The organism is Candidatus Woesearchaeota archaeon (genome assembly GCA_021735165.1).
Classification (GTDB): Archaea; Nanobdellota; Nanobdellia; order Woesearchaeales; family 21-14-0-10-32-9; genus JAIPET01.
Window position 1 is genome coordinate 31,419 of sequence record JAIPHP010000004.1, and the last position, 19,020, is coordinate 50,438.

17 protein-coding genes are annotated in these 19,020 nt (G+C 30.8%); all 17 read left to right on the forward strand.

The window, feature by feature from the left end; genetic code table 11:
• Positions 1 to 81: 81 nt before the first annotated feature.
• The 17 genes from K9L97_01560 to K9L97_01640 all read left to right on the forward strand — a co-directional run bounded on the left by K9L97_01560 (position 82) and on the right by K9L97_01640 (position 18,933).
• The gene (locus K9L97_01560) at positions 82 to 1,176 is read left to right on the forward strand and encodes an NAD(P)/FAD-dependent oxidoreductase (protein ID MCF7871696.1); all 1,095 of its coding nucleotides are present in this window, start codon (positions 82 to 84) and stop codon (positions 1,174 to 1,176) included.
• A 332-nt stretch (positions 1,177 to 1,508) separates the two neighbouring features.
• Positions 1,509 to 4,301, forward strand: coding sequence for a hypothetical protein (locus K9L97_01565; GenBank protein MCF7871697.1), 2,793 nt, complete (start codon positions 1,509 to 1,511; stop codon positions 4,299 to 4,301).
• A gap of 49 nt (positions 4,302 to 4,350) precedes the next feature.
• A complete protein-coding gene (locus tag K9L97_01570; protein MCF7871698.1) occupies positions 4,351 to 4,653 on the forward strand; it encodes an EamA family transporter in 303 nt (100 codons plus the stop codon).
• On the forward strand, positions 4,646 to 4,987 hold the full coding sequence (locus K9L97_01575) for an EamA family transporter (protein ID MCF7871699.1): 342 nt from the start codon (positions 4,646 to 4,648) through the stop codon (positions 4,985 to 4,987). Before K9L97_01570 ends, K9L97_01575 begins: the two co-directional genes overlap by 8 nt.
• A 2-nt stretch (positions 4,988 to 4,989) precedes the next feature.
• On the forward strand, positions 4,990 to 5,658 hold the full coding sequence (locus K9L97_01580) for a glycosyltransferase family 2 protein (protein ID MCF7871700.1): 669 nt from the start codon (positions 4,990 to 4,992) through the stop codon (positions 5,656 to 5,658).
• On the forward strand, positions 5,655 to 5,990 hold the full coding sequence (locus K9L97_01585) for a DUF2304 domain-containing protein (GenBank protein ID MCF7871701.1): 336 nt from the start codon (positions 5,655 to 5,657) through the stop codon (positions 5,988 to 5,990). Before K9L97_01580 ends, K9L97_01585 begins: the two co-directional genes overlap by 4 nt.
• Before the next feature lie 15 nt (positions 5,991 to 6,005).
• Positions 6,006 to 6,953 carry an NAD-dependent epimerase/dehydratase family protein gene (locus K9L97_01590; GenBank protein MCF7871702.1) on the forward strand — a complete coding sequence of 316 codons (948 nt, stop codon included), beginning with the start codon at positions 6,006 to 6,008 and terminating at the stop codon, positions 6,951 to 6,953.
• Between the two features lies 1 nt (position 6,954).
• On the forward strand, positions 6,955 to 8,706 hold the full coding sequence (locus K9L97_01595) for a glycosyltransferase (protein ID MCF7871703.1): 1,752 nt from the start codon (positions 6,955 to 6,957) through the stop codon (positions 8,704 to 8,706).
• A gap of 4 nt (positions 8,707 to 8,710) precedes the next feature.
• Positions 8,711 to 9,352 carry a class I SAM-dependent methyltransferase gene (locus tag K9L97_01600; protein MCF7871704.1) on the forward strand — a complete coding sequence of 214 codons (642 nt, stop codon included), beginning with the start codon at positions 8,711 to 8,713 and terminating at the stop codon, positions 9,350 to 9,352.
• The gene (locus K9L97_01605; protein MCF7871705.1) at positions 9,345 to 11,207 is read left to right on the forward strand and encodes a hypothetical protein; all 1,863 of its coding nucleotides are present in this window, start codon (positions 9,345 to 9,347) and stop codon (positions 11,205 to 11,207) included. Before K9L97_01600 ends, K9L97_01605 begins: the two co-directional genes overlap by 8 nt.
• A complete protein-coding gene (locus K9L97_01610) occupies positions 11,204 to 12,346 on the forward strand; it encodes a glycosyltransferase family 4 protein (protein MCF7871706.1) in 1,143 nt (380 codons plus the stop codon). Before K9L97_01605 ends, K9L97_01610 begins: the two co-directional genes overlap by 4 nt.
• A complete protein-coding gene (locus K9L97_01615) occupies positions 12,343 to 13,422 on the forward strand; it encodes a glycosyltransferase (protein MCF7871707.1) in 1,080 nt (359 codons plus the stop codon). The genes K9L97_01610 and K9L97_01615 overlap by 4 nt, the downstream gene beginning before the upstream one ends.
• A gap of 4 nt (positions 13,423 to 13,426) precedes the next feature.
• Positions 13,427 to 15,301, forward strand: a complete 1,875-nt coding sequence (asnB, locus tag K9L97_01620; GenBank protein ID MCF7871708.1) for an asparagine synthase (glutamine-hydrolyzing) — start codon at positions 13,427 to 13,429, stop codon at positions 15,299 to 15,301.
• Entirely contained in the window at positions 15,283 to 16,134 is an 852-nt protein-coding gene (locus tag K9L97_01625) for a class I SAM-dependent methyltransferase (GenBank protein ID MCF7871709.1), read from the forward strand. The genes asnB and K9L97_01625 overlap by 19 nt, the downstream gene beginning before the upstream one ends.
• A complete protein-coding gene (locus K9L97_01630; protein MCF7871710.1) occupies positions 16,131 to 16,916 on the forward strand; it encodes a class I SAM-dependent methyltransferase in 786 nt (261 codons plus the stop codon). Before K9L97_01625 ends, K9L97_01630 begins: the two co-directional genes overlap by 4 nt.
• Positions 16,913 to 18,091 carry a hypothetical protein gene (locus K9L97_01635; protein MCF7871711.1) on the forward strand — a complete coding sequence of 393 codons (1,179 nt, stop codon included), beginning with the start codon at positions 16,913 to 16,915 and terminating at the stop codon, positions 18,089 to 18,091. Before K9L97_01630 ends, K9L97_01635 begins: the two co-directional genes overlap by 4 nt.
• Positions 18,088 to 18,933 (forward strand): FkbM family methyltransferase, encoded by an 846-nt coding sequence (locus K9L97_01640; GenBank protein MCF7871712.1) that lies wholly within the window; start codon positions 18,088 to 18,090, stop codon positions 18,931 to 18,933. The genes K9L97_01635 and K9L97_01640 overlap by 4 nt, the downstream gene beginning before the upstream one ends.
• Positions 18,934 to 19,020: the final 87 nt, after the last annotated feature.

The window sequence follows — 19,020 nt, forward strand, 5'->3', positions numbered from 1 at the left end:
AGTATTCACTACTAGAAAATTGAAACAAAAACAAAGCATTAATTTAATAATCTTTAAAATAAAAACAAAAATAACAATGAAATGACATTAATAATAGGTGGAGGAGGAGCAGGACTGCACTATGCTAAACTTCTAAAAGAAAAACATCCAGAAATAAACACAACAATAATAGAAGAACATAAAGACATAGGAAAACCAATTCAATGCACAGGCATATTAACAGACGAAATAACTAAAATTCTGCCAAAACAAGAAATAGAAAAATTCACGTTAAACAAAATAACAAAAACAAGAGTCTACTCTCAAAACAACCACGTAGACATACCAATAAATACAAACTACATAATCTGCAACATTACATTCATAAAATACCTCCATGAACAAGCAGAAAAACAAGGCGTGAATATAAAACTAGGAAAAAGATATTTAAAAAACGAAGGAAAAATAACAACATATAGAGATACAGAAACAAAAAAAATAGAAGAAATAAAATTTGAAAATTTAATTGGCGCAGATGGCCCCGCATCAGCAGTGGCAAGAAATAACAATTTAATGCAAAAAAGAAAATACTTAACAGGAGTTCAAGCAAGAATTAAATTAAAAGATTTTGACAAAGAAAAAATAGACTTTTATCCTTACATCGGAGAATATGCTTGGTTTACCCCAGAATCTGATGAAATTGCCAGAATAGGCGTTGCCGCAGAAACAAACGCAAAAAAAATATTTGATGATTTCATAAAAAAATATCCTGGACAAATAATAGAAATGCAAGGAGGACCAATACCAATGCACAAACCAAAAACGCCGGTGCAAAACAAAAAACAAACAATAAGCCTCCTAGGAGACGCAGCACTTCAAATAAAAAACACGACAGGAGGAGGAATAATACCAGGACTAAAAGCAGCTGAAAAATTATCAGAATCAACAGAAAAATATCAAAAAAACCTAAAAACACTAAACCTAGAACTATATGCGCACTACAAAATAAACAAAATACTAAAACAATACAACCAAAGAGAATGGGATACACTCATAAAAAAAGTAAATACTCCAAAAATAAAAGAGATACTTCAAAAAACAAACAGAGACAAACCAATAAAAATGCTCTTAAAATTAGCAACACAACCAAAAATAATCATGCAAGGTTTAAAAGATATGCCGAAAATACTAAAATAAGACACAACAATACCCAGCAAAACTGAAAGAAAAATCAAAATAAAACCATAAAACAAAAACATGCTACAATACTCAAAAAAATACACAAAACAAAGATATAAAATACAAACGTTCCACAAACAACAGTATTGCCTTGGAGAGCAATTGAGAGAAACACAACGCAACACGCGTTGAAATTACGTGTTTCTCGGTAAAAACTTTAGACTGCAAAGTAGCTAACAAAAATCCGCAACACGAAAAAAAAGACTTAGGACACAACCACAAAACACAAAACATTAAAAAACAAACAACAAAACTAAAACACAAAAACACAAAAAAATAGGGGGATAAACTTGGAAGACAAAGAAAATCAGGAAGAAGAGCTAAACATTGACTTTGAATCAATAAAGAAAAAAACACAAAAAATAACTCGCAGCATCTCAAATTTATTCAAAGCAAAATACGCACAAACAGCACTCATAATAATCTTCTTAATATTAATAATAACAATATCTGCATTCTACAGACTATACCCTGCAACTCTTCCAGTAACAGATATTTGGGCAAAAGACACTGTTGCAAACAATATAAAAAACCAAATAGCTTCCCAAATTCAACAAACTAATCCAGGAATAACACAAGACCAACTAATAGCGCAAGCAAACCAGCAATACGCTTCTTATTATACTCAAAACAAAGAATCATTAGATTCTCAAATACAAACACTATCACAACAATATAAATCGCAACTTCAAAACGAAAACGGACAAACATACCTATTAGCAATAGACCCATACTTGTGGTATAGCTACGCAAAATGGTATGAAAAAACAGGATTCTACGGAAATGAAATAGTAGACGGAATAGAAAAATTCACACTAAGAAACGGAAGAATAGGAGAAATAGCAGGAGTAATATACCCTTCTGCAGCAATAGTATTTTTCCACAAAATAATACAAATACTTAATCCATCACAAGACATACTAGCAACGAGCTTTCTAATGCCTGTAATATTGATAGGACTAGCAATAATACCCGCATTTTTCTTAGGAAAAAAAATAGGGGGCCTGGGAGGAGGCATCTTTGCAGCAACACTATTTGCATTATCATCTCCAATACTTGGAAGAACCGCAGCAGGATTCTCAGACACAGACGCATACACATTCATATTTCCATTCCTAATACTTTGGGTATTAATAGAAGCAATAGATGCAAAAACACAAAGAAACAAAATAATACTCTCCGCGCTAACAGGACTTCTAATAGCACTATTCATGTTTTTCTGGTCAGGATGGTGGTTTACCTTTGACTTCATGATAGGCGTAACAATAATATACATTGCTTTCCAAATAATAAAACATCTAATAAAACACAAGAAAAAACCAAGTTTAAAAGAAACATACAAAATAACTAAACCAGGCCTAACAATACTTGCAATTCTTATAATTTCAACAATAGTTTTTTCATTTATGTTTGCAACAATAAGCGGACGAACTGGAACAAAATCAGTCATGACCGTTTTAAACGCACCAATAGAACCTCTAAACTTCATACTAGGATTCAAAGGAGCAGCAGAAGGCGTAAGTGTTGGTTCAGGACTAAACTATCCCTTATGGCCAAATGTGTTCACAACAGTAGCAGAACTAAACCCTGGAAGCCCGCAGCAAATAATAAACGGGGGAGGAGGAAAAACACTAGTCTACGCTGCAATTTTAGGAATAATCCTTTTATTATTTAGAAAAAAAGATGGACACTACGAACCATTACTTGGAATAATACTAATAGCTTGGTTTGCAAGCACATACTACGCAGGACTAATAGGAATAAGATTCATAGCACTGTTTGCACCAGTAGTAGCATTTGGAATCGCAGGACTAATAGGCTCATTAACAGGAGAAAGAATGAAAAACATAGCTAAAAAAACAAATATTCCTCTAAATCTGACAAGAGCAATAATACTAATAGCTGCATTCTTTATAATAGTATACCCGCAATTCGCGATAGCACACCAAACATCAATAAATGAAATACCAAGCTATGACGACGTATGGGATTCTGCTATGAAAACCATTCAAAATACATCAGAAAAAGCAATAATAAGCAGTTGGTGGGACTTTGGACACTGGTTTGAAGCAATGAGCGAACGATCAGTAACATTTGACGGAGGAGACCAAGGAAAAAGAATACACTGGATAGGAAATACCCTGCTAAACCCAAACGAAAAAGAAGCAATAGAAACACTAAAAATGCTAAACTGCGGACAAGAAGAAAGCTATAATCTACTAGAAATTGCATTAAAAGACAAATACCAAGCAACAAAAACGCTCAAAAAAATAATATTGCAAAACAAAGAGGAAGCAAGAAAAACCTTGATAGCACTAAACATCAACGAAGAAAACATAAGCCAAATACTAGAATACACACACTGCTCAGATCTCTATGACATGTACTACATAACAAGCGGAGACATGGTAGGAAAAGCAGGAGTTTGGGGACACTTTGGATCATGGGACTTTGACAAAGCATACATGTACTACAAACTAAAAAACATGCCAATAGATAAAGCAATACAAGAAGCCCAAGACACGCTAGGACTAACACAAGAAGAAGCGAAAAGTACATACATAGAAATGCAATCTATAACAAACGAAAACCAAGCAGCAGCATGGATAAGCCCTTGGCCAAACTACGTAACAACAAACCCAATAACTTGCCAAGAACAAAACAATTCGATAGTATGCGACTACAACCTAAACATAGGGAATCAAAACGGAGCAATAATAAGCCTATACAGAGGAGTCTACTATGAAGACAAACCAGAAGAATCATTCATAATATTAAGAGCAATAAACCCGAATACTGGAACAACACTATCACAAAACATGATAAAACCACAAGGACTAGCATTCTCAACAAAAGACGAAATAAAAAAAACAGAGTTTGAAACACCAGGAATAGGATACGACGTGCTAATATATGAAGAAAACAGTATAAAGAAAAGCCTGATAATGCACCCACTACTAACAGAATCATTATTCACAAAACTGTTCTACCTAGACGGAAAACACACAGAACACTTCGAAAAAATATTCGACCAACAAGCAATGGGAGAAGGCAGAGTAATTGTTTGGAAGGTAAATCCTTAAAATGAAAAATAACTTAAAACCTATTTTTCTTGTAATTGTGGTTACACTCATGATCGCAATTGGACAATACTTTCTAAAACTATCTACCAATGAAAGTGGAGAACTTACAATTTTGATAACTAACTGGCACTTATGGCTCGGCCTCATATTGTATGGTGTTGGAGCCATATTTCTTGTGCTCGCGCTAAGAAAACTTAATGTCAGCACAGCATATCCTATGATGTCTCTAAGTTATATCTGGGTCCTTATAATTGCTGTAATATACTTTGAAGAAATAGTTTCATTTTGGAACATATTAGGAATGCTTTTTATAATTTCAGGAATTATTGTGCTGGGAGGAAAGAATGAATAATTTGTTTATTGTGATAATTGGAATGATAATAGTTTCTTTTCTTGGAGCTTCAGGAATAACACTTATAAAGAAAGGAATACCTAGCAAGTTTAGTCTTAAAGGATTTATTAATGAATGGATAATTTATGGAGTTGCTTGTTATGGTATTTCAACAATAATATTCATACTAATAATAAAAATGGCTGACCTTTCAGTTGTTTATCCTTTAACATCATTAAGTTACATTTTTGTCATATTACTAGCAGCCAAATTCCTTGGAGAAAAAATAAATAAACATAAGTGGATAGCAATAATGCTGATAATTATAGGTAATGCCTTAATAAGTTTCGGATAAAAATGGAAAAAATATGTATAATAATACCAGGTTTTAATGAAGAAAGACACATTGGAGAAGTTATAAAAAGAACTAAAAATAAAGGTTTTAAAAATATCATATTTGTTGATGATGGAAGTGATGATAAAAGTGCCAAAATCGCAGAAAAATGTGGTGCAATTGTGCTAAAACACATAATAAATCTTGGCAAAGGCGCAGCTGCTAGAACAGGATGCGAATATGCAATAGAACACAATTTTGATATCATAATATTAATGGATGCAGACGGGCAACATAAACCTGAAGACATCCCAAGATTTTTGAATGCACTAAAAGAAAAGGATATTGTTTTTGGATATAGAAAACTTGATAAAAAAATGCCTCCGATAATGAGATTTGGAAACTGGTTTATTAACAAAGTTTCTGAAATAGTTACGGGATTAAAGATTAAGGACACACAGTCAGGATTCAGATGTTTTTATACAAAAAAATACAAAAAAATACAATGGAACGCAACAAATTACAGCATGGAAAGTGAAATGATTGTTAAAGTTGCAAAGAATAAACTAAAATATACAGAAATCCCTATAGATACAATATATTTGGATACATTTAAAGGAACTACTATTTTCGACGGAATCAAAGTGGTCTTAAACATTTTAAAATTTAAAATATTAGGAGGGAGAGAATGATACCAGGAATTCAAATTATTGGAATAATATTTGCATTAATCATGCTTTATTTTACATATGTTTATTATAAAAGAAAAAATTACGGCTACAGAAGCCTTATACTTTGGGGTATTGTGTGGCTTGGAGTCTTATTTTTAGTTACATTTCCTCAGATAGTATATGGAATAATGGGAACATTACAAATACAAAGAACTGCTGATTTCTTCGTCATGGCAGGATTTGTGTTTTTTTCCATAATAATTTTTCATCTTTATATAACTGTAAAAAAGAATAATGAGAAAATGGAAAAACTTGTAAAAAATATTGCTAAAAAAGAAAAGAAAAAATACTGAGAGGAATATTGAAAAATGAAAATTTTAATTACGGGAGGAGCTGGTTTCATAGGAAGTCATTTATGTGATGTGTTTCTTTCCAAAGGGCATGAAGTTATAGCCATAGATGATCTTAGTCTCGGAAGAGAAAACAATCTACTCAACGCAAAAAAAGACCATAAATTTAGATTTATAAAGATGAATATTTTAGAAAAAAATGTCTTAGATAAATTATTCAAAGATAATAGGTTTGATATGGTCATTCATTTGGCAGCAAATTCAGATATTTTAGCAGGAACCAGCGATCTTAGAAGAGATTTGAATCTTAATTTTTTAACAACAATAAACATTCTAGAGTGTATGAAAGATAATAATGTTAAACAAATATGGTTTGCATCTACTTCAGCAATATACGGAGAACACGAACAAAAGCTTTCTGAAAACTCAGGACCGTTGTTTCCTATTTCTTTTTATGGCGCAAGTAAGTTAAGTGCTGAAGGATACATAACTGCATATTCACACAACTTTAATATTCAAGCATGGATATTCAGATTTCCTAATGTTGTTGGTTCTAGAGCAACACATGGTGTCATCTATAATTTATTTCATCAACTCAAAAAAAACGATTCGGTGCTGGAACTTTTAGGAAATGGTATGCAAGAAAAACCATATCTTCACGTATCCGAGTTAATAGAAGCTATGAACATTTGTTTTGAAAAATCAAAAGAGTCATTAAATTGTTTCAATATAGGTTGTAACTCATCAACTACAGTTACAAAAATAGGTGAATTGGTAATTGATAGATACGGAAAACATATTCCAATTAAATATGCAGGAGGAACAAGAGGTTGGAAGGGAGATGTAAAAAAATATCTTTTTGACCTTTCAAAGATAGAGACTTTAGGATGGAAAGCTAAACTAACATCAGAAGATGCAATAAAAAAAGCAGTAGACGAAATATATGAAGAGATAATAGGACTGTAAAATGCTAGTTGAAGACGAATTAAGTCAAAAAGTTTCCGATATTAAAACAGTGGTTCTCGCTGAAGGACTGGGAACAAGACTCGGAAAGAGGACTAAAAAAGTTCCTAAACCCCTGATAAAAATAAAAGGAAAGCCTCTGCTAGAACACATTATAAACAACAGTAAACGACAAGGATTCTCAAATTTTATAATAAAAGTAGCCTATCTATCAGAAAAAATAGAAAATTATTTTGAGAGAGGGAAAAAATGGAATTGTAAAATAAGATATATAAACAGCCCAGAGCCTACAGGCACAGCAGGAAAACTAAACTTTTTGAAAAAAGAAAAACTTCCTGTTGTAATACTTTATGGAGACGTTCTTCTGAATTTTAACATAAAAAAAATGCTACGATTTCACATAGAAAAAGGTGCATCTGCCACACTCGCAGTACACACATCTAAACATCCTGAAGATAGTGATGTTGTCTCACTTGACAAAAGTGGAAGAATAAAAAAAATGATTCATAAACCGGGAAACACAAAATATGGAAATATTACTAATGCAGGATTATACATACTTAATCCTGAATGCTTTAAAAACATTCCAAACAAAGACCTACCTGATTTTGGAAAGACAATTCTACCTGAATTGATAAAAAAAGATTTCAAAGTATTTGGATATTTTTCTGATGAATACATGAAGGATGTTGGAACCGAAGAAAGATTGAAGGAAGCAGTAAAGCACATATTAGAAACATTAAAGCGAAACAATATTAGCGGAGAAGTAATAGTTGTGGACAATGATTCTAGTGATAGAACTGGAGAATTTGCCAAAAAAAGTGGTGCTAAAGTTATACTTCAAAAAAAAAGGGGTTATGGAAACGCCATAAGAAAAGGATTCGAAGAATGCAATGGAGAATATGCTCTGTGTATGGATCCTGATGAAAGCTACGACATAAAAACAATACCCCTTATGCTAAAAACATTGAAAAAGGGATATGGTTATGTTAATGCAAACAGGTTTGCTAATATGCAAGAAGGATCAATGCATAAAAGCCACATAATAGGAAACAAAATAATAAATTTTTTGGGAAATTTTTTCTTTAGAACAAAAGGAAAAGATATGCTTAGCGGATTTAAAGGCTTTGAAAATAAAACTCTAAAAAAAATGAATTTGAAGGCGCCAAGATGGGATTTAAATATAGAGATACAATCAAAGCTTAGAAAGAACAATATAAAATATACAGAAATACCCACCAAGTACTACAAAAGAGGAGGAGAATCAAAATTATCAGGAATACGTGCAGGCTGGAACAACTTAAGATATATGCTATTATATTCTCCGAGAGCAATATTTTTTCTTCCATCACTTATTTTAATAATACTGAGTGGGACTGGAATGATTTTGTCAATTATCGGTTTTTTTGGTATGGTTGCGATGATATTATTTTCTCTACTTTACTATTTAGGCGTCCAGACACTATTATTAAGCAACATATCCCAACTTCAGTTACATAAAAGAGAAAAATTAGAACTGAAAGGTGTAATTAGAACTATCGCGGGTAAAAGTCTTGAGAAAATACTAGCGGTAGCAGGCGGATTCTTTATCATAAGCGTAATAGGATTTTTGACTATATTTATCAAATGGATACATACAGGAGTACTAAGCCCTGAATATGTAGTACTTGGACTGTTATTTTTTGATATATTTATAACCGGATTCTCTTTAGGAATATACAGTCTCATTCAAGAACAAATACTAATAGGTGATTAATAATATGGAAACCAAGAAAATAATAGATACATGCCCAGAATACGAAAATAAAAATCCGATTATAAGAAAGCTTTTTTGGAATAGGATTAATTATGCTGTTGAACTTAGCAAACTAGAGGAAAATGCCCAAAAAAATCTCAAGATATTGGATGTTGGCTGTGGAAGAGCAAAATTGTTTGAAAGAATTAACAAAAAAAGAAATAAATTTTCATTTAATGGAATTGATATGAACGAAGATATATCTAAACTTAAAATAAAAAATGCCAAGTTTAAAGTAATAAAACCTGAATCTTCTAAGTATCCATTTAGCAAAAACACGTTTGATGCCGCCTTTGCGCTTGATTGTTTTGAACACATAAAAGACTTAAGGAAAGAAATAAAAAAAATGAAAGACGTACTGAAGCCTGAAGGAATATTTATAATAAGTGGACCCACTGAAACAGTTTTCTATAGACTTTCAAGACTTATAATGAAAGGAACCTGGCTAGAAGTATACGAGGGGGAAATACACCACCATACAATATATCAGATTAGAGACGCATTAAAAGATGAAGGATTCAAACTACTGGAAAGAAAAACTCTTCCCTTCAAGTTGCTTCCCTTTTTTGAAATATATTCATTCAGGCTAGGAGGTAAAAATGAGTGAAGCACTCAGCATAATATACTTTTTTGCAACCATTTATTTGTATGGCTTTGCAGCAAACAAAATATTTTCATTCAGTAATTTAATTGATAAACAAATATATGTGGAACTAGCTAAACTTTGTGTTGGATTCGGATTATACAACTTGTTTATATTTGTGTTTGGATTACTCAACATTCCTTTAATGCCTCTTCTTATACTAATTCCTCCTGTTCTAGTTATGCTGGTATATTTAATCATAGCTCAAAAAGGAAAAATAAATTTGTCGTTAGAATCTCTAAACATATTAAAGAGCGAGAAAAAAACAATTCCCCTAATTCTGATTGTGTGTTCAGTTGTTGCATTTGTTTTGTTATTGACGGGTTCTTTTTCATATCCATATCTGGAAGATGGTGACCCTTGGGCATATGCTTCTGGAGCAGAATATGTGTCCCAATTCCACACATATAAAACTGAGGATCCTGCCTTATCATATAATTTTTATCTATTTCCGCACAGTACCCCGACTTTAACAGCACATTATGGCCTGATATTCCAGATAACTTCGAACAATTATTGGGCAATGAAATTTTTCATAAATGTATACATCTGGATTGCGTTTATATCTGTATTCCTGTTCGTATATATTCTTACAAAAAAGGAGCTTCAAGCACTCATATCTTCATTAATACTGATGATTGTTCCTTCATTCATAGGTCATTTTATTTTTAATTATACTCTGGCAATATCTTTGTTGTGTGTGATGTTAATAGGACTAGCACTAGCTAAAACATCAAAAAAGCAAACTGTATTGGCTGCTCTGTTGCTCGCTTCTGTTCTTATGAGCCATCAAATAGTTGCGATACAAGCAGGAATAATAACAATATTATTCTTTTTGGTTATACTATATGAAGAATTTGTTGTTGAAAAGAAAAAAGAAATTTTTAAAACAAAAGCAGCAACCATTTTTCTCGTAGGAATTCTTGCAATAATGCTGTGTTTAATATATTATGGAGATTTTATAGGGAGTGTTGATGTGAATTCATGGTATCAAGACAGAGCTAGTTCTTTTATAAGTTTTAGTGAAGGATCTATAACATACGATCTAGAACCCAATCCTTTGTCTGAGTTTTTTATTGCAAAAAATGTTTCGAGGATGGACCAACAAGAAGGTATTGGTTTGCTGCTATTCTCAATATGTTTACTTGCAATACCATTTATGTATTTTTACAGAAAACAAAAAAATAAGAACCACACATTCTATGCTTTAATGTTTTTATTCTATCTTGTGTTTCTTTGGATCCTTACCGGAGGAATATTTAAATTTAGTGTTCAAAACTATAGATGGTGGTCTGTTATGGCTATAGGCGTTGCATTAATAGCGGGTTGGTTTTTGTATTCTCTGTGGACTCAACTTAGAAAGAAACCTGCAGCACTTATAACTCTATTCGTTCTAATTGCAATAGGACTCATAGTTACATCTGCAATACCGAGATATACTGTACAAAGATCTTACTGGGGGCCTGGAGTTCAATGGACATCTAATGAAGAGCTTGTAGGCTATGTTGAATTAAAAACTCTTCCTGATGAAACTCCTGTTTATAGTGCTTGTCAGGAACAAAAAACGGTCATCGCAATGAACAAGGAAAGTTATCCTTGGATACAAGAAGTGAGAGATTATGATGCGATAAACAAAAGCACCGAAAATACATACAACTTCCTAAGAAAGTATGAATATGAATATATTATATTCAGCTCTAAATGTGCAGCAGATTATGGACCAGATGCAACAAACAGCAAACTACAAGAAGTGTCTAAAGACAGTAGATTCCAATTAATAAGAAGGAATAACGGTTTTTTACTTTTTAAGATACTATGAACAAAAAAATCCTTATTTACGCGACGCATTTCCATCCATATAAAGGCGGTTTGGAAAACTTTGCATTAAGCCTTGCAACTAGATTTGCAAAGAGAGGGCATTCTGTCAATATTTTTACATACAATCTGGACAATCTTAAGGAAATAGAAAAATATAAAGGTGTAAACATATACAGATTGCCATGCATAACTATTCTTGGAAGAACTTACACTTTGCCTAAATTTGGAAAAACTTATTCAGAATTGTTAGAAAATGTTTTGAATCAAAAATATGATGCAGTATTTACTAATACTCGTTTTTTTACCACATCCTGGCTTGGCGCAGCGTATATGAAAAGAGTTAGGAACACCAATAAATCAGCAAAATTCTATCACATAGAACATGGAAATGTTCATGTTATTCACAAGAATCCTATTGTAACTGCTCTAGCTTGGATTTATGATCAGAGTGTTGGCAGGTATATTTTCAGAAAGGCTGACAAAGTTATTGGGATATCTACTCCTTGTGCTGACTTTGCCAAAAAATTAGGCGCCAAAAAAACAACAGTTATCTACAATTCCATAGATACTAAGCAATTCAAACAAGTAAACACTAATCTAAAACAAAAATTAAATATAAAAAAAGAAGATTTTGTTGTAATAAATGGTATTGGTCGCTTAATCTATGCAAAAGGATTACAAGACACTTATGAAGCAGTAAAAAATATGAAAAATGTTTTTGTTATAACAATAGGAGAAGGTCCATTTGAAGAAAATCTTAAAGATTTAGCGAAAAAGCTTGATGTAAAAACAAAATTTACAGGAAGACTTAATACAAAAGAAATAATAGAATATTTAAGTATAGCAGATATTTTCATAAATCCATCTTATTCTGAAGGACTACCAACATGTGTTCTTGAAGCAGGAGCGATGGGTTTACCAGTAATTGCAACTGATGTTGGAGGAACAAAAGAGATAATAAAAAACAAAAAAAATGGTTGGCTTATAAATCCTAAAGACATACAAACAATAAAGAATCTTGTAGACGAAATAATAAAAAATAGAGCGGATGCTAAAAAGAAAGGTGAAAATTTAAAAAAGCACATAAAAACAAATTTTGACTGGAATAAGAACATAAAAAGATTTGAGGAACTGTTATGAAAAAAATTTTTTTCTTGATAAACTCGCTTGAAATGGGTGGTGCAGAAAGAGTTATAACGAACATATTTCCAGAACTAAGTAAAAAATTTGACGTTACAATTATAACTCTTAAAGAAGGCAAATTCTACGATTTTGATGAAGTCAAAATAGAGAGTCTTTCAAAATCAAATAGCAACAAATCTATGTTTTTGAACTTTCCAAAATATGTCTATAAAATCAAAAAAATTAAGAAATTATATCCTGAAGCAAAAGTTGTAAGTTTCTTAGAAATTGCGAACTTTGTAAATATTTTGGGAAATAAGGAAGCTGTTATATCGTTCAGAACAAATCTTGATTTTTTTAAGAAAAGTACATTAAAAAATAGTATTTACAAATTTCTTATAAGAAAGCTTTATCCTAAAGCGAAGAAAATTATTGTGAATTCCGAGGAAAATAGATTGAAGTTTTCAAAAGAATTAGCTATGGATAAAAACAAAATATTTACAATTTACAATCCATTCATAAAAGACGATGTTAAGCTTGATGATGATATTTTAAAAATTATCAATAACAAAATAGTTTATGTTACAGTGGGCAGGCTGATTCCTTCTAAAAATCCTAAGTTATTAATTAGTAACTTTTTACAAAACTGCAAACCTAAAGATATATTGCTTATAGTTGGCGATGGCCCTGAAAAGGAAAAACTCGAATATGTTTTTAACTCAGATAAAATTGCGTTTTTAGGAAAAAGAAAGTGCGTTCAAGCAATTCTTTCAAAATCAGATTATTTTATTTATGCATCAGAAGTAGAAGGTTTTCCAAATACTTTAATTGAAGCAATGTTTGCAGGACTTCCTATAATAACAACAGATTTTAAGACAGGTGCTAGGGAAATCATAGATCCTGAACTTAGCTTTACAAAGAAAATAAAATATCCTTATTTCGGACCTAATGGGTGTCTTGTCAGTCTGAAAAACTATGGACAAGATATGGTCAAAGCTTTTAAAAATTTAGATAAAATAAAACAGGAACAAAAAAGCAAATACCTATTTGAGAAAAAAGAGACAATTAAAAAATGGAGTCTTTTACTTAAGTGATATTATGTGTGGAATTAACGGATTTAATTGGAAAGATGAAAAACTTGTTAGTGCAATGAATACTACAATAAAACACAGAGGCCCTGATGACTCTGGTAAATTCATTTCAGATACAGTTACTTTAGGACATGTAAGGCTGTCAATTCTTGATTTAAGCGAGAAAGGACACCAGCCAATGGGTATTAATAAGGATTTGTTAATATATAAAGACAATAAACTCGAAACTGCAGATTATGTTGTTGTATACAACGGAGAAATTTATAATTTTGAAGAAATTAATAAAAGACTCAATTGTAAATTAGAATCGAGCTGCGATACAGAAACTCTTCTTAGAGCATATGAAAAATGGGGTGTTGATTGTGTTAAAGAATTCAATGGAATGTGGGCGTTTTGTATTTATGACAAAAAAAAGAACATTTTATTTTGTTCAAGAGATCGTCTAGGACAGAAGCCTTTTCATTATTATTATAATAAAAATAATTTTGCTTTTAGTTCAGAACTAAAAGGCTTACTTAAGATTCCTCAAAATTTTAAAACAGCTGTTTCCAAAGAAGCGTTGGAACTATATTTTACTCTTGGCTTCATACCCTCGCCTTTGACGATATATGAAAACAATTTCAAATTAGAAGCAGGACACAATTTAATTTTTGATTTGAAAAAAAATACTTTGAAAAAAATAACATACTATGAACCGTCAAAGTTCAAACCTGAACATAATAAAAAGAAGCTTATTTTAGAGGGCAGAAAAATATTTTCTGAAGCGACAAGACTGCGAATGATTGCAGATGTACCTGTAGGTGCCTTCCTTTCAGGAGGACTTGATTCTAGCGCTGTTGTGGGAGAAATGAGAAAGAATACTAAGGCCAAGAATCTTAATACATTTAGCATTGGCTTTGATAAGGAGTATGATGAAACAAAATATATTGATCTAGTTAAGAGGTTCTACAAAACCAAACACCATCACCACTATTTCAAAAGAAAAGACTTTGAAAATCTTATTGAAACATATTCAGAAAGCTATGATGAACCCTTCGCGGATTATTCTGGATTTCCAACACTAAAAGTCTCAGAAATGGCTAGAAAGCACGTAACTGTTGCACTATCAGGAGATGGTGGAGATGAAATTTTTGGCGGTTACAATATGCATAAAATGGGAGCTCAGATGGATCTGCTTAGTAAATTACCCAGATTTGTAAGAAAGATTATTGCAAAACTTCCAATAAAGGAAAATATTGGCTCTATGGCTTCATTTTATCTACTAAAAGAAGCAGCATCATTATCCCTTTATCCAAAAGAAGAATTCTATGCTAAGGCTCTAGCAAAAAATAAGTTAAAGAGTAAAGCATTTGATGAATGGACCAAAAGAACTCTTAAAGAGTCTTTAACAAAAACAGATGGCTCATACGCTGAAATGCTCAGATATCATGATTTGATGTATAATACGCTAGGAGATAAATTCCTCGTCAAGGTAGATAGAGCCTCGATGCAATACGCTTTAGAAGTAAGAAGTCCCTTTTTAGACTACAGATTTGTGGAATTTGCTCAGAAAATACCTGTAAAATGGAAAGCTACTGTATTTAAAACCAAGATACTTATGAGAGACATTATAAAAGACAATGTTCCGAAGGAAATACTTAATAGAGGAAAACAAGGATTTACCCCGCCACTAGATAAATGGATTCTTGACAAGAAATATGAACCAGTCCTAAAAAGCGGTTTAAAATCGCTTGAAACAATACATCCTGAAATTGCTAAATACTATAAAGAAAAGGTTTTTAAAGAATATAAAAAGAACACAAAACAACAAGAAAAAAACAGAATAGTCATAAACAATAAAATAAAACTATTCATCTTTCAAAAATGGCTCAAACAAAATTAAAATACTTATACGAAGAAACCTACTTATCTGACAAACATTTTAGTTTTGGAGAAAACTGGAAAATCTATCTTAAAAATTTGAACAACAAAAAAATAAAATTAGCAGAGAAATCATTAATTGACTTCTTAAAAAATAAGGATGCAATAAAAAACAAAACTTTTTTGGACCTTGGCTGCGGAAGCGGGCTTTTTTCACTTGCATCAATTAATCTGGGTGCTAAAAAAGTTGTCAGTGTAGATGTAGACAAAGATTCTGTGGCTTGCGCTCAATTCTTAAAGAAAAAATATTGTAAAAATAATAATTCATGGAAAATAATCTATGGTTCTGCACTAAATGACTCTCTTTTGAAAAAATTAGGCAAATTCGATATAATTTACAGTTGGGGTGTTTTACACCACACAGGCGATATGTATAAAGCTTTTAAAAATATTGACTATGTTGCCAAAAAAGGTTCTTTTATATATCTTGCAATATATAATGACAATAGAAAAGTTCTGGAAGGTAAATCTGTTTTTTGGCATAAAATAAAAAAAATTTACAATAAGTCAGGAACATTTGTAAAACAACTGATGTATCAAACGTACAAAACATACCTTATATTGGGAATAACTACATCTGGAAAAAATCCTGCAAAGTATATCCGTGAATACGAAACATTAAGAGGTATGAATTTTTATACAGATATAAAAGATTGGTTAGGAGGATATCCATATCAATACGCGAGTGTGGAAACATTGACAAAATATTTTAGAAATAGGAATTATTCAATAGAAAAAATAATAAAGGCTAGATCTATTGGTTGTAACGAACTGTTACTTAAACGGAAAAAATGAAAAAACTGACTAATAAAAAATATTGGAACAAAAACTATGATGGTACAATAAATGTATTTATACAAAAGGCCACAAAGTTATCCTCTAAAAGCTTCTATTTTTACGATTTGAGAAAAAAAATAGAGAAGTATTTAAAGAAAAAATCTAAAATAATGGAAATAGGTTGCGCCCCCGGAAATATATTAATATCTCTTTCAAAAAAATATGACTTGATACCTCACGGCGTAGAATACTCTAAAGAAGGAGCAGAAATTACAAAAAGAAATTTTGAAAAAGAAAATTTTGAAACAAAAAATGTTCTGTTGGCAGATTTTTTTTCAGAAAAATTTCAAAATAAAAACAAGGAAAAATACGATGTGGTGTGCTCTTTTGGGTTTATAGAACATTTCAAAGATGTGAAAAACGTTGTTAAATTACATCTAGATTTACTAAAAAAAGAAGGCACACTAATAATAGGAATACCTAATCTTTCTAAACAAAGCAACATTTTCTTAGAAAAAGAAATCATAGACAAACACAACCTAAATATAATGGATATAAAAAAATTAAAACAAATAATGCCGAAGAATGTTCAAATAAAAAAATGCTGTTACTACGGAGGCCCTTTTAACATAGGTCATTATAAATATGAAAATAAAATTCTCGAGATTCTGAAAACAATCTTTTTTATTTTTCAAAGAGCGATATTAGATCCTTTATTTTACCTACTGAGTTTGATAAAAATATATTTAAATAACAAATATTTTTCTCCAGGAATAGTGCTTGTGTGTGTGAAAAAATGAAAATAGGATTTGGAATAATACTGTATGACAAATTTGAAGAAACTAAAATACTAGCAGACATCATAAAAAGTTTCGACAAAAATTTTTATGTGTTAGCATGTACAAATAAATCTGATTCTGAGCACAAATTAAAGTATGAAAATATAGATAGACTGGTTATTGGCGAAGATTTGCCTTTCGATACAAACAAATGGTCTACAGAAAGACACAATATTAACTTGATAATGAGGGTCACGAGAAACATACAACAGTGCAATCAGGAACTTATAAAAAATAAAGATTTAGATTATTGTGTTTTTCTACATTCTGACTCTTGGATGTTAGACCCTAAAAAAATTTATGAGCTGATAAATACTTTAAAAAAGAAGGAAAAAATATTTGCCGTTATGGGTGTCGGATTCGGAATGATGACAAAAAATGCTCCTCTTGGTAACATATTAGATATGCTCTGGATTTATGATAGGAAAGAGATAGAAACCAGAAGATTGTTTGAATTTGATGTTGTAGAAATGATGCCGCATCAATTTGATTCTCATGGCATAATTGCAAACAACCTAGTAACAAAAGTAGGTTTTAGTAATATCTATTATTATGCAAATACAGGAAATGCATATTTCTGGAAAAATAAATATTCTACGCAAAGCAATTCAAAATATAAATATACTACCAATGCGACGCCAGCCTTAATAATTCCAGAATATAATTTTATACACATACATACAGGTGCATTTCCAGAAGACTTAGGCTTAGAACTTCAAGCATATTATCTTCGTGAAAATAATATACTTAAAGGTAAAACAATAGAACCATTTTTGAATAAATATACGATGAGTCCAAAAAAACTGTTTGAGAAAATAGAAGAAACCGACAGGAAAACAAAAAGAAGATTGTTTTGGCATGGTTTAAGCTATGAATCTTTAAGATGGGGTAAAAATTATGAAAAAATAAATCGTTTTTTAAATAGGAAAATACACAAAAAAATAAAAACGATTTTTTGGTGCTGGGCATTAACTATATTTACAACAATAGTGAAGAGAGAAGCTTATTATCAATATTTTTATGGTTCAAAAATAAAAGAACCGCTTAATGTATTTTATTCAAAAAATTTATTCAAAAAAGAAATAATTGAAAAACAAGGCCATAGTAAATGGTATTATGATAAAAATTTAAAATGAATGCACTCAATAAGATTACCAACATATTAACATACATATACTTATTAAAAGAAGAAAAAGAAGAACCTAGAAAGCTTTTTTTTTCTTTTATAAAACTAGGAATTTTAAGATTGATAAAAACAAAAAGAAAAAAAATCAAGGTCTTTGATTATAAAATATTATTTTATGACTTTAAAACATTTCACGAAATTTTTCTGGCCCTGTTTGTAAATAAAGAATACTATTTTAAATCAGACAAAAAAAAACCTAAAATAATAGACTGTGGCTCAAATATAGGTTTGTCGATTCTGTTTTTCAAAAAAAAATATCCTGGCTGCAGTATCTTAAGTTTTGAACCGGACAAAGACACATTTAAAATACTCAAAAAAAATCTTGATATAAATAAAATAGAAAATGTTGTTTTGGTTAATAAAGCAGTAAGTTCTAAAATCGAGAAAAAAAGTTTTTATATAGATTCTAAAATAAGATTTTCGCCTGGTATGAGTCTTTTCTCAAGATTGGAAAAACAAACGAAAACAACAAAGAAAACTACAATACACACAACAAAATTGTCTAAATATATAACTGAATGGATAGATTTTATGAAAATAGATATAGAAGGAAGTGAAATCGATGTTCTATTAGATTTAGATAAGACAAAAAAAATAAGCATAGTTAATGAAATGGTTATAGAATATCATCACAATACACATGACAACAATAAATTATCAAAAATTTTAGAAATTTTGGAAAGTAACAATTTTGATTATGAAATTCAGTCTTTGACAAAAACACCATTTAAAGGGGAAAAAAGCAAATTCTATAATTTGCTAATACACGCTTTTAGAAAAGATGCTGAGTAAATACTCTTAATAATTTATTTTTTCTTTACTGAATAAAATATTAAATAAAACAGCATTTCCTTTTTCAAAATCTTTTTTCGAGTAAAC

What these genes read in the sequence shown, in the direction of transcription:
- K9L97_01560 (MCF7871696.1), top strand. Translation starts at nt 82, where the DNA reads ATGACATTAATAATAGGTGGAGGAGGAGCAGGACTGCACTATGCTAAA.
- K9L97_01570 (MCF7871698.1), top strand. Translation starts at nt 4,351, where the DNA reads ATGATCGCAATTGGACAATACTTTCTAAAACTATCTACCAATGAAAGT.
- K9L97_01575 (MCF7871699.1), top strand. Translation starts at nt 4,646, where the DNA reads ATGAATAATTTGTTTATTGTGATAATTGGAATGATAATAGTTTCTTTT.
- K9L97_01580 (MCF7871700.1), top strand. Translation starts at nt 4,990, where the DNA reads ATGGAAAAAATATGTATAATAATACCAGGTTTTAATGAAGAAAGACAC.
- K9L97_01585 (MCF7871701.1), top strand. Translation starts at nt 5,655, where the DNA reads ATGATACCAGGAATTCAAATTATTGGAATAATATTTGCATTAATCATG.
- K9L97_01590 (MCF7871702.1), top strand. Translation starts at nt 6,006, where the DNA reads ATGAAAATTTTAATTACGGGAGGAGCTGGTTTCATAGGAAGTCATTTA.
- K9L97_01595 (MCF7871703.1), top strand. Translation starts at nt 6,955, where the DNA reads ATGCTAGTTGAAGACGAATTAAGTCAAAAAGTTTCCGATATTAAAACA.
- K9L97_01600 (MCF7871704.1), top strand. Translation starts at nt 8,711, where the DNA reads ATGGAAACCAAGAAAATAATAGATACATGCCCAGAATACGAAAATAAA.
- K9L97_01605 (MCF7871705.1), top strand. Translation starts at nt 9,345, where the DNA reads ATGAGTGAAGCACTCAGCATAATATACTTTTTTGCAACCATTTATTTG.
- K9L97_01610 (MCF7871706.1), top strand. Translation starts at nt 11,204, where the DNA reads ATGAACAAAAAAATCCTTATTTACGCGACGCATTTCCATCCATATAAA.
- K9L97_01615 (MCF7871707.1), top strand. Translation starts at nt 12,343, where the DNA reads ATGAAAAAAATTTTTTTCTTGATAAACTCGCTTGAAATGGGTGGTGCA.
- asnB (MCF7871708.1), top strand. Translation starts at nt 13,427, where the DNA reads ATGTGTGGAATTAACGGATTTAATTGGAAAGATGAAAAACTTGTTAGT.
- K9L97_01625 (MCF7871709.1), top strand. Translation starts at nt 15,283, where the DNA reads ATGGCTCAAACAAAATTAAAATACTTATACGAAGAAACCTACTTATCT.
- K9L97_01630 (MCF7871710.1), top strand. Translation starts at nt 16,131, where the DNA reads ATGAAAAAACTGACTAATAAAAAATATTGGAACAAAAACTATGATGGT.
- K9L97_01635 (MCF7871711.1), top strand. Translation starts at nt 16,913, where the DNA reads ATGAAAATAGGATTTGGAATAATACTGTATGACAAATTTGAAGAAACT.
- K9L97_01640 (MCF7871712.1), top strand. Translation starts at nt 18,088, where the DNA reads ATGAATGCACTCAATAAGATTACCAACATATTAACATACATATACTTA.